Annotated in this window: 14 protein-coding genes; 8 read left to right on the forward strand and 6 right to left on the reverse strand. The window is 59.1% G+C overall.

Going from position 1 to position 15,674, the window contains the following annotated elements; genetic code table 11:
- Positions 1–30: 30 nt before the first annotated feature.
- Positions 31–645 (reverse strand): hypothetical protein, encoded by a 615-nt coding sequence (locus KTC28_RS02440; protein ID WP_223132278.1) that lies wholly within the window; start codon positions 643–645, stop codon positions 31–33.
- Positions 646–798: 153 nt separating this feature from the next.
- Here KTC28_RS02440 and KTC28_RS02445 point away from each other — a divergent pair, with 153 nt between their 5' ends.
- From KTC28_RS02445 to KTC28_RS02460, 4 genes are all read left to right on the forward strand, one after another.
- Positions 799–1,593: a 3'-5' exonuclease family protein gene (locus KTC28_RS02445; RefSeq protein ID WP_216710414.1), complete on the forward strand. Its 795-nt coding sequence runs from the start codon at positions 799–801 to the stop codon at positions 1,591–1,593.
- Between the two features lie 20 nt (positions 1,594–1,613).
- Positions 1,614–2,054 carry a hypothetical protein gene (locus tag KTC28_RS02450; protein WP_216710413.1) on the forward strand — a complete coding sequence of 147 codons (441 nt, stop codon included), beginning with the start codon at positions 1,614–1,616 and terminating at the stop codon, positions 2,052–2,054.
- Between the two features lie 886 nt (positions 2,055–2,940).
- Positions 2,941–3,435, forward strand: a complete 495-nt coding sequence (locus KTC28_RS02455; RefSeq protein WP_216710412.1) for a Ros/MucR family transcriptional regulator — start codon at positions 2,941–2,943, stop codon at positions 3,433–3,435.
- Between the two features lie 502 nt (positions 3,436–3,937).
- Positions 3,938–4,141: a tryptophan-rich sensory protein gene (locus KTC28_RS02460; RefSeq protein WP_216710411.1), complete on the forward strand. Its 204-nt coding sequence runs from the start codon at positions 3,938–3,940 to the stop codon at positions 4,139–4,141.
- Positions 4,142–4,427: 286 nt separating this feature from the next.
- Here the strand turns inward: KTC28_RS02460 and KTC28_RS02465 are convergent, their stop codons facing one another.
- Entirely contained in the window at positions 4,428–5,576 is a 1,149-nt protein-coding gene (locus KTC28_RS02465) for a GGDEF domain-containing protein (RefSeq protein ID WP_216710410.1), read from the reverse strand.
- Positions 5,577–6,577: 1,001 nt separating this feature from the next.
- Between KTC28_RS02465 and KTC28_RS02470 the strand changes: the two genes are divergently transcribed.
- Positions 6,578–7,144, forward strand: a complete 567-nt coding sequence (locus KTC28_RS02470) for a hypothetical protein (protein ID WP_216710409.1) — start codon at positions 6,578–6,580, stop codon at positions 7,142–7,144.
- Between the two features lie 439 nt (positions 7,145–7,583).
- A complete protein-coding gene (locus KTC28_RS02475; protein WP_216710408.1) occupies positions 7,584–7,919 on the forward strand; it encodes a nucleotidyltransferase domain-containing protein in 336 nt (111 codons plus the stop codon).
- 144 nt (positions 7,920–8,063) lie between these two features.
- On the opposite strand, the gene KTC28_RS02480 is transcribed toward KTC28_RS02475, so the two are convergent.
- The 4 genes from KTC28_RS02480 to KTC28_RS02495 form a co-directional block, all read right to left on the reverse strand.
- Complete coding sequence (locus KTC28_RS02480; RefSeq protein ID WP_216710407.1) at positions 8,064–8,543, reverse strand: hypothetical protein; 480 nt, start codon at positions 8,541–8,543, stop codon at positions 8,064–8,066.
- A gap of 203 nt (positions 8,544–8,746) precedes the next feature.
- Complete coding sequence (locus KTC28_RS02485; RefSeq protein WP_216710406.1) at positions 8,747–9,187, reverse strand: hypothetical protein; 441 nt, start codon at positions 9,185–9,187, stop codon at positions 8,747–8,749.
- A gap of 97 nt (positions 9,188–9,284) precedes the next feature.
- Positions 9,285–11,372, reverse strand: a complete 2,088-nt coding sequence (locus KTC28_RS02490; protein ID WP_216710405.1) for a hypothetical protein — start codon at positions 11,370–11,372, stop codon at positions 9,285–9,287.
- Positions 11,372–12,841 carry a hypothetical protein gene (locus tag KTC28_RS02495; protein ID WP_216710404.1) on the reverse strand — a complete coding sequence of 490 codons (1,470 nt, stop codon included), beginning with the start codon at positions 12,839–12,841 and terminating at the stop codon, positions 11,372–11,374. The genes KTC28_RS02490 and KTC28_RS02495 overlap by 1 nt, the downstream gene beginning before the upstream one ends.
- Before the next feature lie 266 nt (positions 12,842–13,107).
- Here KTC28_RS02495 and KTC28_RS02500 point away from each other — a divergent pair, with 266 nt between their 5' ends.
- Both KTC28_RS02500 and KTC28_RS02505 read left to right on the forward strand, forming a co-directional pair.
- A complete protein-coding gene (locus KTC28_RS02500) occupies positions 13,108–13,518 on the forward strand; it encodes a hypothetical protein (protein WP_216710403.1) in 411 nt (136 codons plus the stop codon).
- A 1,314-nt stretch (positions 13,519–14,832) separates the two neighbouring features.
- A complete protein-coding gene (locus tag KTC28_RS02505) occupies positions 14,833–15,594 on the forward strand; it encodes a hypothetical protein (RefSeq protein ID WP_216710402.1) in 762 nt (253 codons plus the stop codon).
- Positions 15,595–15,674 lie beyond the last annotated feature (80 nt).

Here is a 15,674-nt window from a genome sequence, read left to right on the forward strand (position 1 = left end):
CGGTCTCGCTCCTACTTGCGTAATCGCCGATCAATCCGTTCGCGATCCGGAGATCCGCTCCGGTCCGAGAACGTCGTCGGCGAAAGCCTCGAATGCACGTTGGACGTCTTGCGCCGGTGCCAACCCCTCTATGACCACCGCGGCGCCGAGCCGAGCCGCCATCCGACCGACGTCCACCCGCAGCACCGGACCTGGTGCTCGAACGCGAGATGGGGCTCCGGCAGAGTCGCGGACGACCAACCCGCCTGCTTCGTGGAGAGGGGCGTCGGCGGCGAGAACAGCGCTCGCGATCTCTGCAAGCGCGTTCGGGAATATTTCCAGTTCAGTCCCCGAAGGGCCGTCTGCCGTGGTGTCCGACATCTCCGACCAAGCCTGGGCGATCGCCGACCGGATCGGCACCCAGTCACCCTGTAGCAACCGCACGGCCCGCGTCGGCGCGAAACCGGCGTCGGCGAGCTCGAACGCGAACGCCAGTTTCAATGCCTCTTCGATCCCGATCGAGATCGACGCGCGACGGGTGCGCACGAACGGAAAGCCCAAGCGCAGGAAGTGCTGCAGCCGGGCGAGCATAGCGCCGCGGTGTTCGATCGGCATGCCGTGCATCCTCATCAGCACGGCGGCCGTCGCGGAGAGATTGAGCAGCATATGCTTTCCCTGCATCGAAACCGCCATGCCGAGCAAGGCCCTCGCGCCATGCGGCGACAGGGGATGCGGGGGTACGAACGTTCCCCCGCCGGTCATCGCCAGCCCATGCGGCTTCGTTTCGGTCGTCATCGGTCGCACTCCTATGCTTCGGTTATGGAAGCCACGCGCCGGGTGTGCGTCGTGACCGGTTTTCCGCTGTCGGGACGGTTCTGCGTGCTCGACATCGAGACGGCTCTGGCCGAGGAGGCGATCGCGATCGCCGATCGAACAAGGCGGGACACCTTCGAGCGGATCTCGCTACATTCGATCGTCGCGGTTTCGACGCTGACGTTTCAACGCGACGAGGCGGGCGCCTTCGGGGGCTTCGAACTGTCGAGTCTGCAGAGCGCGTCTTCGGATGAGGCCGATCTTCTGATGCGCCTGGACCGGGTGTTAACGCCGGTGCACGATGCGGGCGGAGGTCTCCTTACCTTCAACGGGAAGGCTCACGACCTGCCGACGATTGAGCGTCGTGCGGCACGTCACTGGCTATTCGACATATTGGTTCTCCCCGGATGGTCGGGTCGGCAGTCGCCGCGGCATCTCGACCTTATGCTGCCAGATCCGGACGATCGCGTCGGACGTTGGCCGAGTCTCGCCGACGCCTGCGCAGGCTTCGGCTTGTCGACCGCGGTCGTGAGAGGGCCGTCGGCACGGGTGGTCGGCGACGCGTCCGCCAAAAGTCAGGTAGACGTCGTTGCCACCTTCCTGCTGCACTTGTATGCCGCGTCGCGCGACGACCGTTCACCGGGTCCGCTTCTCGCAGGCTGGACGGCGCTGTCCGGTTATCTGGCTGGACCCAAGGTCAGGGCACCGCATCTCGTGCCGTTCGCCGAGCACCCTCACGTCGCGGTGGCCAAGCGTCTCTCGGGCCGGATCCCGCCCCGGCGACCGGAATCACCGGCATGAGCAGTGTCGTCGCTGGACCAGTGATCTACCGGATCGAATGGCGCGAAGGTGACGACATAACGCTGATGCCGGGCTTCTGCCGCTGGCTTACCGTCTCGACGGCGTCGGAGGCGCGTTCTACCGCGATCGCGTTGGCTGACGACGGTACAGCCGTGGATGGAGAGTTCCACGTCGCCGTTCTTGGACTCGGGGGACGGATCGAACGCGTTGCCACGACCTACGCTGCCGTCGTCACATGGGACGTCGCCCTATTGACGCTTCCCGAACCTGTGCTTGGGGGCCGATGGACCGCGGATCTTAATCGCGACGATGCCGCAGCCGAGCTTCTGGTGACCGTCAAGGCTGCGACCGCCCGCGCCTACGCCGCCGGTTCAATTGGGCGTGAGCGGGCGCAGCGCCTGATGTCCGAAATGCGGGTCGCACTCGACGACGGGGAAGAGGACGACGAGCCGGAGGCCTGAATCAGACGCACACTTTATCCGGCGGTCGAGCGCTTGTGCCGCCCAGGGCGCGCCTAGGTGACTTCAACGGCGTTGAGAGCCGGTTTGCAACTTACGGCTCCGGGCAATTTGCGACGTCAATTTAACAAGATAAGGCAGCAGAAGATCTGGCAAATCCGTAATGTGGCGTACACTGTCGAAGGAGTCTTCTCCGGCTCCGCGGCGGTCCGACCATATGCAATGAACCGTAAAGCGGGTTAGGAACTTTTAGGGCAGCCGCGTCTGGTTCGCGGCTGTACCGTGACGGCTTGCGAGATTTTTCCCCACGCCGCGCACCAAACCATGAAACAATAAAGTAGGGAACGAGCTGATGAGCCGCACCGCTGTATAGTGTCATGCTTGGAGCAAGGGCGATGGCGAAATACTAGCACGAGAGCGAGAGGGCCGCTTACCTTGTCTACAAGGACGGAAGGACTGGCTGGGACTCGAGAACGGCGGCGGACTCTGCCTTGTCGCAACGTCCAAGTAGGAGGGAGTGATTTGGACTGATCCGTATCGGTCGTCGCGCGTAATCGACGGTCTAAATCCAGAATCAGACCCGGCTCTTTCTCCGCCCTTCGGCCGGTGAAGTAAGTCATAGCCTCCGCGATCAAATCAGGCGTTAGTTGCTATTATGAGGGATAGGACCGCGCGTTGCTTGGAGCAATCCTGTCCACTGTCTGACGTTTGCTTCCTTAACGACTTACGCTCTTAATCGCCACGGTCGGCCGCGGCGGCTCAACATATTTGCAACGCTCTGTCCTTGCCCTGTTTGACGAGACATTCGCTCAGCATTGAAGGTCAACTCTGATAAATGGCCTTGAGCTGTTCTGTTAGTTAGCTTAGACAGGTTTTTATCCGTAAGACGATGAACCCTTTGTTTGTGAATCGAGATAAAACCGTGTCAAAGTTACTTTCCTTAACTACCAATATTGTGGCGTCGTACGTGTCTAACCATCTCGTTGCCACGCGCGATCTGCCGGGTCTTATAAAAAATGTCTATGTAGCGTTGAGCGGTGCTGGAGAGCGAAAATCGACCGAGGTGACGGCTCAGGAACCGGCGGTATCGATCAGGAGATCGATCAAGCCTGACTTCATCATTTGTCTTGAGGACGGCAAAAAGCTCAAAATGCTTAAGCGCCATTTGCTTAATGATTTTGGGATGACGCCCGATGCGTATCGGGCGAAATGGCGGTTGCCCGCCGACTATCCTATGGTTGCGCCGAACTATGCGGAGCAGCGTCGGGCTCTGGCCCTAAAGATCGGCCTTGGTCGCAAGCCCCTGATCGAGCCCTCGACCCCGCACCTTCCGCCGAGGAAGGAGCGCGCGCTCCGCAAGGGTTCCATAGCGGTAATAACTTAAAGGTTTGCGTCAGGATTCCGCGCGGCCCTGCCCGCCCGAGCTGTGCTCGGGAGCGTAAGTTGATCATTGTCATGTCAGCGGCGTCGCGGGGCCACGGACGGCGCCCAGAAAAATCGTCGCCGTGACCGTCGGCTGTGCGGGACCGGGAGGCGCCACAAATTGTCGTGGGTGCTAGCGAGATCGCCATGACATCGAAATCACAAGCGAGCTGACCGCCACCGCAATGAGCAGCTGGCCTTGTTCTGGCGTGGTCTTCGCCACCTTCTGGTCGGTCAGCTTAAAAGCCTAGGATCCGGGCATTCGCGAACTTGATGCAGGCACAATCGTGTCGAGAAACCGGACTTCACCCATCTACGCCGGGTCAGCCCCTTGCCCGGACTGCAATCGAGGAGGCCGTTACGTACGGCGGCTGTGCCGCCTGCGTTCCGAACCGTCTCCCGAGCGGACGAATGCGTTGGCTCTGCGAGTATGAAATCAGGTCGTCATTGGCGGGTCGAGTAAAGTGTTCTTCGGTCAGCGGGCGCCCGGGTGGGGAGCGATCGTCTCCGCGGGTCTGGGAGCCAGTGCCATCGGCTATGTCGTCGCGGCCAAGCAGACCGATGGCGTCGCGGCCACGCTTGGCATTCCTCTCGTGACGTGTGTCGCGTTCGCGACCCTGCTCGCTGAAAACATCTGGCGGAAAAACGAGACGGCTGCTGAGAACTGACTCACACACCGTCATCAGCGCTGTCACCGCATAAGTCGTTGGTCATCTTAGATCGGTAGCAAAGACCCAAATGCCGATATCCCACCGTACCCGGCTCCTGCCGGCAAGCAGCCTTTTATTCAGATCATCATTTCGGCCTGATTGGGGTCGCTGGCAAATCGACAGGTTTTGAAACCCATACGGGGAATGCGGACGATCGTTCAACAAGCGACGTAGCCCGAAAAAGGTCAAATCTCGCCCGTTTGCCAGACCTGCACGTTTGACGCACCGTTTTCAAGCGTGCGTGTCACGCCGCTATCCTCACCTCGGCGTCGAGGATCCTGTCATCCGAGATCTCAACGCACTGCTCGATCCCGCCGCCCCGTGCCTTGACTGCGCAAAGCGCCTGGTCAGCGCCGGCGACGAGCCGGGTGAGATCAGACCCATGCGTCGACGAAAGGACAAAGCCAACGCTCGTGGCGATTCGAATGGTATGGCCCGCGATAAAAAAAGGTTCGGCGATCGCGGCCACAATGCGGGTCGCCAAGGCTCTGACCTCGTCGGCGCTTTTGGCCTCGGTTTGCACGATGACGAATTCGTCGCCGCCGATGCGCGCCGCAAAATCACACTCGCGAATGGTGCCGAGCAAGCGCTCGGCGACGGCCGTCAACAGAGCGTCGCCGACCGGATGGCCGTAGCGATCGTTCACAGGTTTGAAACGGTCGAGATCGAGACAATGAACGGCAATGATGTCTGCTGCGCCCGCCGCTTGCGCGAACTCCTCGTAGCGCTCGCGGAGCGAAAGCCGGTTGGACAGACCAGTCAGATGATCGCGGCGTGCCAGCAGCGAGAACGAGCGACGCATGGTGATATCACTAGCCGTTTTCCGAAATCGCTCGGACATTGTTTGGATTGCGCCTGCGACAAAGAGCGCGGTCAGCGACCCGAGGGCCAGATGCATGTGATCCGGCATCGACCATAAAACGAGGGTGGGCGGCACGGTGGCAAGAAGCAGGCTGGGAATACTGATCCACGGGCGCAGCGAGACACCCGCAGCGACGCCGGCACCATAGCCGAACAAGAGGCCGATGATGCTAGCGTTTGATGAGACCGCGCCTGCGAGCAGCGCTGTCGCGCAGAATGCTCCAAACACGGCCGCAAATATCAGGTAAACGACTCCGAAGCGACGCTCGAGTGACCGAGCAATCTCGATCGTGAGACACGCGTCAGCCACCCGACGGCGGTAGCGCAGAAGCACCGTGATCCGGCCCAAGGCGGCGAGGCTGCCAAGCGCCACCAGCGACGCGACGAACATGTCACGACTCTGAGAAGCGACGAGCGCGCCGATTGTCAGAAACGAGATCGCCATGATGATCGTCGGTACAAACGTCAGAAACAGGCTCCGCACCAGATCGATATAGGTGTCGTCGGGAAGCCTAGTTTCGAGGATAGACACATGGATTCCCAATGCGTTGAATACCTTATATTTTAGTAGAGAAGCTAAGATCACGTGAAAGACAACCCGGCTTGCGTGCTTTTTTGCTTATCGTAAAGCCCGATTAACCAGGCGGCGCTCGACCGAACGTTACCTGATTATACCAAGTCTCATCGATTAATCCTAAATAACTGAGATCGGGATCAGAACGATCAATTTACAGATTCGTCTCATCTGCAATCTGCTCGGGCATAACGGCAAGAGTGTTCAGCATGTACTCGCTGCTAGCGAAAGTCGTGAAAGTCTAACTCCTATTTTGCGCAATACTCTTCTAAATAGTTGCAGCCGCATAGTAAGCGCCTATCGCTATGCAGAAATGCTTGTCCGTCCGTCGAGGGTTGTATTCAGGCGACGAACGAGGCTATTGATGTGGGGCGAATACGTGAGGAAGGCCAGTCACGGTACTGCGCGCAATGGCTGCTCCTTCGAGGACCTGCCATCGGGCGCTTCGAGGCGCGCTGTTCGGTATCGCGCGGTTGAATTATTATGGCCTGATCGGACCTACACGCTTCGGCCGCCGGTGGGTTAAATAGTTAATTTGGGCCTCGCCCAGCGCCTGCGCGGTCTGACACACGAGGCGACGCTGCGTACTGGAGCGGCCGTCCTTTCAGGTCGATAACCGATTTTCTTGCCTCGCTGACCACCGCCTGGCGATACTCAGCGAGGGCCTACCGGCATACCTGAGGTCAAGCAACAAGATGTCGGCGAGCCGATGAGCCGCTTTGACGATCTTTTCGAAGATCGACCGAGCGTCGCACTAGCAGACGCCACGGCGGTTTAGGCGCGCTGCACTTCTCTAGACAGCCGATGCGCCGTCTGACAAACTCGTCAAGGAGCTGCGGTAGCTGCCGGGGGCAAAGAATGAGGCGTTCCATTTTTCCTTCATTACTTATCTTGTTTGCGACTATCATTTTTATCGTGTTCTTTCAGTCACCATTTTTCTAATTTTTCGCTCTTGTGGTATGTCGGTTAAGGGAGACAAGTGGGTCATCCTTGAGGCGATTTCGACAACCGTTGCTGCTATAGCGGTGGTAGCCATTCCGATCGTTCTCGCTTACGCCGCCAGGCAACAGGAGAACGCTCGTACAGAGCAGGATGATAAGCAGAGCCAAGCCACGACCACTCGTGAGGTCTTTGGTCAGTTCCAGATCTACAATCTAAAGGTCGCAAGTGGATCGATTACAAGGGACGCTATTCGTGACAATGACTTCGAGGGATTGAACAATCAGGAGCTAAAGGAGCTCCACATAATATTTCACAAGATGACGTTGATCTACCAGCTATGGATAGCTCATGGGACAGGATCGTGGGCGGACAGGGCGGCAGAGACTGCCGTTCAACAGATTGGAAAGACCTGCCGGGAGAACCCAAAGCTATACCGAATTGCCATACGGGAGCGAGGATATGGGGAGGATTTCCTCGCCCACCTTGAAAGGCTTCCTCCGCCCCTCCCACGTCTGGGCGCACGGAACTCGGTCGTCCTTACCATCGTTGCGATCGCTATGGCACTGTTCGCGCGCCATCGATAGCGATCTCGACCAAATCATCGAGTTGATGAGCAACTAAGTCTTTTTCCCTTAAATGACTCGCTGATTTCGAACGGGACAACTGTACTATAGCGATGCCGCCCGATCGTTAGAAACAGTGTGAGCGCCTCTTATGCGCTTACGCAGGTCGATTGGCAGTTCCATCTTCCGGTGTTAGAACCGGTGTGACGCGATCCTAATCTGCCGTTTATTCTCCTCGATGGACGGCGGCTTTTGCGTCCTGCTCCGGCAGCAGAACGGCATTCGGTGGTAAGTCATTGCTGACGCTGTTAGTTGCGAGGTCAGACAGCAGGCGTCGGGATGTTGAGGCTCAAAAGGTCACTGTCGGGAGGGGTTAGATGACGGTCCAGCGGTCTTCGACGATGTGCGTCGCGTTAAAGATGGCACCAGCGATGGAAAAGCGGCTGTGAAGGCATAAAAGATGGAGGTCGCGGGTGTGCAGCAGCACTGGACGAATGCGATCCGGGAATGGGCCGGACGGCAGCCTCTGGTGATCGAGGTCTATGCCTTCGGCTCGCGGGTAAAGGGTGGCTACCGGCCTGACAGCGACCTCGACCTTGCGTTCGTTATCGACGGCCAGGACGAGGGCGAGACCCTCGGGAACGCCATCTTCCTCCTGCCGTCCTGGCGCAACGAGTTGCAGGCGATGCTTCCCGTCGAAGTACATGCGCAGCCTATGTTCGATGATGACGAAGTGGTGGCACCCGCGGTGCGGGATCATGGAATGTTGTTGTTCAGGCGCTTCAAACTTCCATGAACGACGCCGGCACCGAGCGTAGCTGCGCCGCTCTCAGACCGCGTGACCTCGAGCACAGTCGTCTTTGGCTTATCCCGCATAGCCACCGGTGCCGCCGGTCCTCCTTGCTTGCCGCTAGGCGGAGTCCCATCGTCACTCCCTTTGTTAGAGGCCTCGCCGCCCTGCCGTGTAGGTTGTAACTGCCGTGCCACCGTCGGCAAGGTCGAGCCGTCGGCGGACAATATCGTGCCGGTCGAATTCAAGCGTTGCACCGTAGTAGTCAGGTCCATCTGGGCCGCGCAGATAGATGATGATCCGCGCTGGCGTGAAGCGAACAACGATGCTGTCGACTCCGGCGAGGTCACTGTAACCCTCTGACAGATCTAGCGGCCGGCCGCCGACCGAAATGTCGAGGTCGGCAATGCGCGTGCAACGGCCAGCGCGGTCCGGCACCCCACCATATAGCCAATTAGCGTTTGCGCAGTCAGCGACTTCGCCGGAGGTGAAGCGAACCCTCGCGGGCGAGCCGTTCAAGCGGCCGACGACCTCCGTCGGCGCCCCAAGCCTTAGCGGATGGCTTTGAAGCTGGGCATCGCCAACCCACGGCCAGCCAGCCGCTACCTGGGCCAGCACCAGTCCGACCAACCCAATCGGCATTGCATACCTTCTGTTGCAGACATCGCGGGATCAGACAGCGTAGTTCCAATCTATCTAACCGGTAATTTCTGTCAGACTATAATTTCATTTTCTGACACTAAATTCACGCGACAGGTAATCCGTGACAACGGCTATCGAACCTTCGGCTGATAACATGCGCGTTGATAGAGTGAACGCGGAGCGGGACGCATTCAGCGACCGATCTGCCGTCTGAACTCGCGGACGCACTCGACGACGTTCATGATCCGCGCGTCGCGCAGCTCGGCCTTCGTCGCCTTGAGGATGGCCTCCAGCTCCCTTTCGCGAGCGGACACCGCCCTGGACGCCGCCGCTTCCGACGCGGCGACGACGGCGGTTCGATTGTCGCGCTCCCGGATGATGCGGGGCCCGAACCTTGCGCGCTGGTAGATGGCGTTAAGGGCGTCATCCCGTTGGAAGTTCTTAGCGCTAAGACCCTTGCGCAGGCCGATGCCGACCGCAAGCTCCGCCGAGAGCTCGCGGATGGCGCCTGCGGTCCGCTTCGCCCGCGGGAGATGGATCAGCTTGGCCAGCGTCGTGACGAGCAGCAGTCGTCGGCGGGCTGCAACGGTATCGCGGTCGGGCCGCAGTCTACCACTCGGAATCCGGCCCATCAATCACGCCTCCGATTCACGTCCCGGTTCGGGAACGACAGCAAGCCATGGATCGGCAGGGATCCGACGTGTTGCGCGGGGCGGAATAATACGGGCATCATGCAGCCGGCAGGAGCCTCAGGGAACTCGTACCGAGGTCTTCCTTGAGAATCTGTTCCGCGATAAAATCGAGCACGCCGCGTTCGCATTGCATCTCGGTTAATCGCGAATAGGCATCCGCCAAGTCGCACTTTTCGCCTTTATGGCGCATTACGTAAGCGATGACCCTCACCGGGTGATCCTCGACACGCATCCGGTTCGAGGCGGCGTGCCGTATGTCATGCGACCTCTGAATGCCGAAGCCACAGAGCAGGCAGGCGAGCAGGAAGTTGACGCCGTCTGCCGGCGGCTGGATGCCGTCGTTGGCGAACACGAAACGGGATCGGGTCGTCTTCAATTCGAGAGCTTGGCAAGGTTCACTTTCAAGCAGCTGCCCGCCCGGCGTCGACATCCTGGTGTAACGAGCGAACATCCTCAGGAATTTCATCGTCCTGTCGTCCAACGCGTAGGCCGATCTTTCCGTCCAGCCCTTGGGGATGGCGAAGAACGCTGCGTAATCCCGGTCGGCGTGCCGGATGGTGGTCCAACCTTGACGGTCGTAGATCATCTGCTGCGTTTCGCCGATCCGGCAGAGGGTCATCGCCATGACCCGCATGACGAGGTGGGCGAAGGCGACGGCAAGGGCGAAGCCCTCGATCGGAATCAGCACGATGCCGTGTTCGACCAGGGCATCGGTCGCGATGTTTTTGGTGGTGCCGCAGAAGCTGACGAAAGCCGGCTTGTTGACGCATCTGGGAAAAGCGTTTTCGATTATGAACTTTCTCCGCTGTTCCCGGACAGCCGTGGCCAGCCGACCTGGGTTGAGCAGGAGACCCTCGGCGAACATCTCGACAAACCAGGGAGCGTGGCGTGAGACTCCATTGGCTTCAGTCAAGACATATTCGAAGACGATCTCGTCGTCGGACTTGGATGCGTCGAAGTGGGAAAGACGGTAGGCGCGCATGTAGATGCGCTGCGTCGCCGCGATCCGACGACCGTCCGGCCGCACGACGCGCTCGACGTACGAAAACCCGAGGGGAGCGTCGCGGGGAAACGATCCGGACACGTCTCGCTCGGCAAGCGGTCTCGCAAGTATGAGCGCCTTGGCGCGGCGGCACATCCGAGCCATCCGCGTGGCCTGACCGCACCGAATCCGGACTGCGGCGAGCCGCGCATCGAAATCATCTGAAAGCGGGTCTGACGACGCCTTCCTAATAACGTAGGTGTCCTTCCTAGCCTGCTTGAGAAGGGCCCGGAACGCGGATCCGAACTCCTCTGCATCCGAGGGCATCGTCAAGCTGAAATCGGCGATCGCCTGTGACAGTTGCGCATTGCCGGCGAAGAAGTCCGCCACCTGCGCGGTGGAGGAGAACACGCGTTGTATCACGCTTCGGACGACTGCGCGGCCGTCTTCTGGAAACAACGATCGATCGATCGCGTACGCCTTGAGGACCCTCGAGACGGCAATGGGATCGCGCGGATCCTCGCCGGTTGCGAGGAAGAGGTCCTCGTACCGTTCGAAATCCGAGATTACGTGCGCGAGATTGGAGGAATAATAGAGCGTGGCGTGCACGGCGAGCGCGATGTTCGCGAAGACTCCGATCGCGGGGAGTGTGAACAGCTCTAGGCGCGCACCGATGCGGGCGTCGAACCTGCCTACGTCCTCGCCGACGACTGCGCAAATCACGGTACCGGGAAGGCTCGCGATCGTGGACGGAAGAAGTTTCCTGGCTCTTTCGGCATCATACGCCCCTCCGCCATCCGGCTTGACCCGGGGCATCCGCTTTCTGGTTCCGCTCATTGCAGTTGCCCGTTTGTGGATCGATGTCCTTTTCTTGATTGAAAGGCGGGGCAGGATCCCGTTGATCTCGAGCAGATCGAGATGAGACGGCGCCAAGAAGGTGCGGACCTGCTCGATGAAAAAGTCGCTTTCCTCTTTATCCGCGAGGTCATCCGCCAAACGGCGGTCTTCCCACTGCGCGAACGAGTCGTAGCTATCGAACGGGAGTAGGCGTTCCCAAGCTTCGAACTCGGCTAGATCCGTGCTTGGCGTCGACACCTTGCTGCCGGTCGGTGGGAATTGCGATGAGAAGTTCATGACGGACATTAGGCAGCCTCCAGCAGGAACGCCTCGAGCGAGGGTGAGTGCGCGCCGGCGGTGCGGGGCGTGGGAGAAATAGCGGGTCTATCGGCGTCGTCATTGCTCAGGATCCGGCTGATGCCGAAGTCGACGGTCGCAATGTGCGCCAGCGTGGTTTCGAGGATCATGCGCTGACGGTGATAGGCGTCGTAGCAGGCGAGCATCTGCTCTTCGGAGCGCCAACCCATATAGAGGACGAGGTGCCGACGATGAAGGTTCTGCAGCCGTTGATCGGGTATCTTCTCGATCTCGCGTAGCCGGTTGAAGACGAACTCGTGGCGAAGCCAGTGCAATGTCGCCGGTATGTCGCCGAACAGCTTGCGGCATTCCCGCCAGACTGACTTGTAGCGTAGGCGGTCGCCATTCTGATTGAGCAGGATCGGTGTCGATTTCAACTCGACGATCGCAGCCCTTCTATCTTTGGTGCTGGTTGATCCGCGGGTAGCCAAGCTTGCCAAGCGGCGGAAATACGCCATGTCACGCCCAGGTTCCAACCCGAGTCTGACGGTATCCACATACTTGGAGCACATCTCGAGCAGAGCAGGTCCGAGCGCACCCTTCTTCGCTGCGATGGTGCCCTGATGCTTGTTCCGCAAAAGGACGCCGCCGAATTCCTCCCCCTTCAATAGGTCCCAGAAGGTGATCCATTGGGGTTCGCCTGGACGGCAGCCGGACGTCGCCTGGATAAGCACGTGGAGGAAGACAGCCAGCGGCGCGTCCTTCAACGCTTTCATGACCTCGCTCGCCCACCTTACATCCTGCGTGCGCGCGGGAATCCACAGCCGCGCCGGAAAACGGTAGTAGCGTAAGGTGTCGCGACGCATGTAAGGTTTGATCGCTGGGTTATTCTGGTGCGATTGGGCACTGATCAGCGCGCGCTGGGCTTCCGTCAGGTCGGATGAGCCTTGGAGTTCCGTCCAGTTGGGACAGTCCGTGATTCCGCCTCGCCTGAGCATAGTCATAAGGGCAGCCATGGCGCGGAACAGCTTTTCGCCGATGCTGTGGAATTCGTCGGAAAGCAATATCGACTTGCCCGGTCGGCCCCCCTTCAGGTTCTTGATAGAACCGTCCATGTCCTTGACCAGCCTTTCCGCGAAGGCCCTGGCCTTGCTGACGCCCGCAGTGATCACGAGTTTTCCGCAGGGAAGGAAGAAACCGGGAACCTTAAGGAGTGCCATGAAGCTGGCCCGCATCGAGGAAACGAACGTGTCGAAATTCTCGGTGGCATACTCGGAGATCGCATCGGACAGATCGATGCGGGGTTTGCCGTCGACAATGACGACGACGGGCACGTCGGGGATCCCGGTCCGAATGATCTCCACCGAACGGGATGGGTCGCACGGGACACTCGGGAGCAGCACGCTGCTCCCGACGGGAAAACGCAGCACGTTGCTGACGTCACCCACATGTTCAACGATCACCGCGCGACGAGTCATAAACAAAATATAGATATGCGTACATCTATACGCAAGCGTCGAGTAGGCAGCCCGATTGGCGAATTTTTCGCTTGGAATTGGCGTCGAGCTCCAAAGCGACGTCGACGAACGGCTATGCCATACTTCGAGCCTTAAGCGCCTCGAATGATCACCATACGCCACCCCACCGTTAAAGGGTCACGGTCTTTCTGCAATTCCGTCTGTTTGGACGAGCTGCTAGGCTACGGCCTGACAGCACACCTTTTCCGAACTAAGCGTTGTTGACGATGCTCGTATCGCCGATCCTAAATGATGTCTTGGCCAATAGTGGCCTCTCCACCTCGACATTCATCGACGAACTTGCAGCCTCCGACCTTGGGTGGTGGTCATCATCCCGCAGCAGTTGCTCCGACACGGGTGCAACAATCGCGCTAGCCCGTCGCGTCGAAAACACGATATCGGTCGAATGCCGCTTCGGCCAAGACATCTGGCTGACCCACCACGATGATGTCGCCACGCTTCATTTGGCGCGGCTACCGTACATCGTCGTATCCGGATGCGTCGGGCTTCGCTTAAACTCGTTGATCGATGTCGTGCTTCTGGCCCGCCCGGAATACGTCATTACCGAAGCTCTGATTATCCACGACAATCGTTGCCTGTTGAAATTCTTAGCAACCCGAGAGCATCTTCGAAACTGAGACTTCGAGCGACGCAGCTCGCTCGACCGATGCGACGACCGACTGGGGTTATCCGCTGGTCCAAAAATACTTTTGGACGTGTGGCATAGAGCTACCAGAATGATGCCTATGTCCAATTTCTGAATTGGACATAGGCCCTTTGGGCTGAACGGGGGCGGCAAAATGGACGTTTTGCGAACTCATTTCCCGAGGAGTAGCAGCGGTGCCGATCATCGGACGCAGATGATACCTATGCTCCGCCACGTCTCCCCGTGCTGCCCCATCAATGGCGCTGTAGTTCGAAGATCGATCATGAAACATTTCGAAGCGGTCGAAGTCTATCGTCGGGCTTTCGGCCTAACGTAAGGCGCATCGAACGGGAAGGGCCGTGAAAGAGATCGTGTATAATATGGTTCGACGCAAGCGGTGTGAGGAACGATTTCGAGAATTAGGAGCTCCTGACGATCAACGACAAACGGCAAGAAGGATTTCGCCTGCATCTCGGTTTTAGCGCATCGCCCATGATGGGAATCGACGAGCTCGTGGCAGGAGGATGCAGGCATCTACCGCTATCCGGGAATTGCGCCAGAGCAGTCTCCAATAACACGATAAGCAAGTTAGGACGAACTGTAACCCTATCTTTTCTGCAGTCCGGGAGGTCCTCAGATGGCGGCAAAAGGATGTCCAACATGACTGCGACTTAACTAACGCCTGACCGGCGCTGTCATGACCTCCCCCTGAACCAAGCATTCGCATCAAGGATTAGCGCCGATCCGCGTCCCGGCTCCGAGAGCCGAAGGAAGGGGCCATGCGAACCGTCGGACTGACGGCGGACATGTACGAGTGAAATCGAGCCTTGCCGAGATTAGGTGATAACCCTGACCGTCCTTTCCCAAAAAAAAGATCAGCGAGCGCATTCGCTTATGGACGCCAGGGATAAATAGGATTAACGACAAAATTGCCCGGCCCCACTCCCACAGGGACGCAACCCTGTGGGAGTGAGATCCGAGCCCGATGAGCCAGCGCCCGTCGGATTCGACTTCCGCTTTCGCGATCAGTCTGGACATATGCGTATCCGGGACGATTCGCACATGCGGCTTGCGATGTAAAGTGGTGCTGCAAACGCGGAGAAGGCCATGTCCATCTTGGGCTGGCACGATCTGCGGATCTATCCTCCTCGAGGCGCAACTGCGCGTCGCAGGATGATCTCGCTTCGAAAGAGATCCGATCTTTCGATCGGTTCCGACTTGGACGAGGATCCGTAGGGTTTCCAATCGTGCGGGGCCGTTCCGGTGAAAACCGGGGCGGCTTCGCCGCGGACAGGAGGAGGACGACTTGGTCATCGATCTCGACATCTCGATACCCCGCACTTCCGTCGGGAGAATCGTCGACGTGGTGCGCGTGTTGGTCGCCTCGGAGCGCAGCCTAACGCGCGATGAGATCTCAGAGAAGATGAAGCTGAAGGCCAACACGGGAAGCGCCAACAATCGTGTCATCTCCGCACGACAGTTCGGTGCGATTTTCGCCAAGAAGGGTCATGGGTTCCTTCCGACCGAACTGGGTCGTCGCCTCGCGGTGGTCAAACCTGCGAAAACCGACCTTCTCGAGGCAATCAGAACCGTTCCCATGTTCGCCTGGGTCCTCGACCGGTTTGGAGGCGATCCCGGGGCGATCGCCGATGACGATCTCAAGAGTGGATTCCTTGAGGGTGGTTTGCCCGACGCCGACGTCGAGCGTGCCGTCGACGTTCTCCGTCGATCCCTCGCTTATGCCGCGGACCCGACGAAGCGGCTGACCATGCCCACCAAGGCAGTCGATTCCGTCGTTATCGGGACTCATGCGCCGGACGATTTTGGTCGGACAGCAACCCCGGTTCCGCCCGAATACGATGACGGCAAAAGGATTGCCGTGCTAGACAAGGCCGCCGTGACGCAGTCTCCTTCATCGGGATCTCAAAGATCCTTTGCGGAAATCCCTATCGTAAGAGCAGCTCTCGATCTGGTACCGGACGAAGGTGCGGTATGGCCTTCCGATCGAAAGGACGCGTGGCTGAAGATGATCGCGAGTGTGATCAACCTGACGCACAACGAGCCCTGAACCCTGCAGTTCGCTACTCTACCCGCTTGGAACTGAATGCATTTCCACACTGAACGTCGGCCGATCTTGGAAAGCGTAGG

The sequence above is a fragment of the Polymorphobacter megasporae genome, assembly GCF_018982885.2.
GTDB classification, from domain to species: domain Bacteria; phylum Pseudomonadota; class Alphaproteobacteria; order Sphingomonadales; family Sphingomonadaceae; genus Polymorphobacter_B; species Polymorphobacter_B megasporae.

What these genes read in the sequence shown, in the direction of transcription:
- KTC28_RS02495 (WP_216710404.1), bottom strand. Translation starts at nt 12,841, where the DNA reads ATGACTCGTCGCGCGGTGATCGTTGAACATGTGGGTGACGTCAGCAAC.
- KTC28_RS02490 (WP_216710405.1), bottom strand. Translation starts at nt 11,372, where the DNA reads ATGTCCGTCATGAACTTCTCATCGCAATTCCCACCGACCGGCAGCAAG.
- KTC28_RS02475 (WP_216710408.1), top strand. Translation starts at nt 7,584, where the DNA reads ATGGAGGTCGCGGGTGTGCAGCAGCACTGGACGAATGCGATCCGGGAA.
- KTC28_RS02440 (WP_223132278.1), bottom strand. Translation starts at nt 645, where the DNA reads ATGCTGCTCAATCTCTCCGCGACGGCCGCCGTGCTGATGAGGATGCAC.
- KTC28_RS02485 (WP_216710406.1), bottom strand. Translation starts at nt 9,187, where the DNA reads ATGGGCCGGATTCCGAGTGGTAGACTGCGGCCCGACCGCGATACCGTT.
- KTC28_RS02470 (WP_216710409.1), top strand. Translation starts at nt 6,578, where the DNA reads ATGTCGGTTAAGGGAGACAAGTGGGTCATCCTTGAGGCGATTTCGACA.
- KTC28_RS02455 (WP_216710412.1), top strand. Translation starts at nt 2,941, where the DNA reads ATGAACCCTTTGTTTGTGAATCGAGATAAAACCGTGTCAAAGTTACTT.
- KTC28_RS02500 (WP_216710403.1), top strand. Translation starts at nt 13,108, where the DNA reads ATGCTCGTATCGCCGATCCTAAATGATGTCTTGGCCAATAGTGGCCTC.
- KTC28_RS02445 (WP_216710414.1), top strand. Translation starts at nt 799, where the DNA reads ATGGAAGCCACGCGCCGGGTGTGCGTCGTGACCGGTTTTCCGCTGTCG.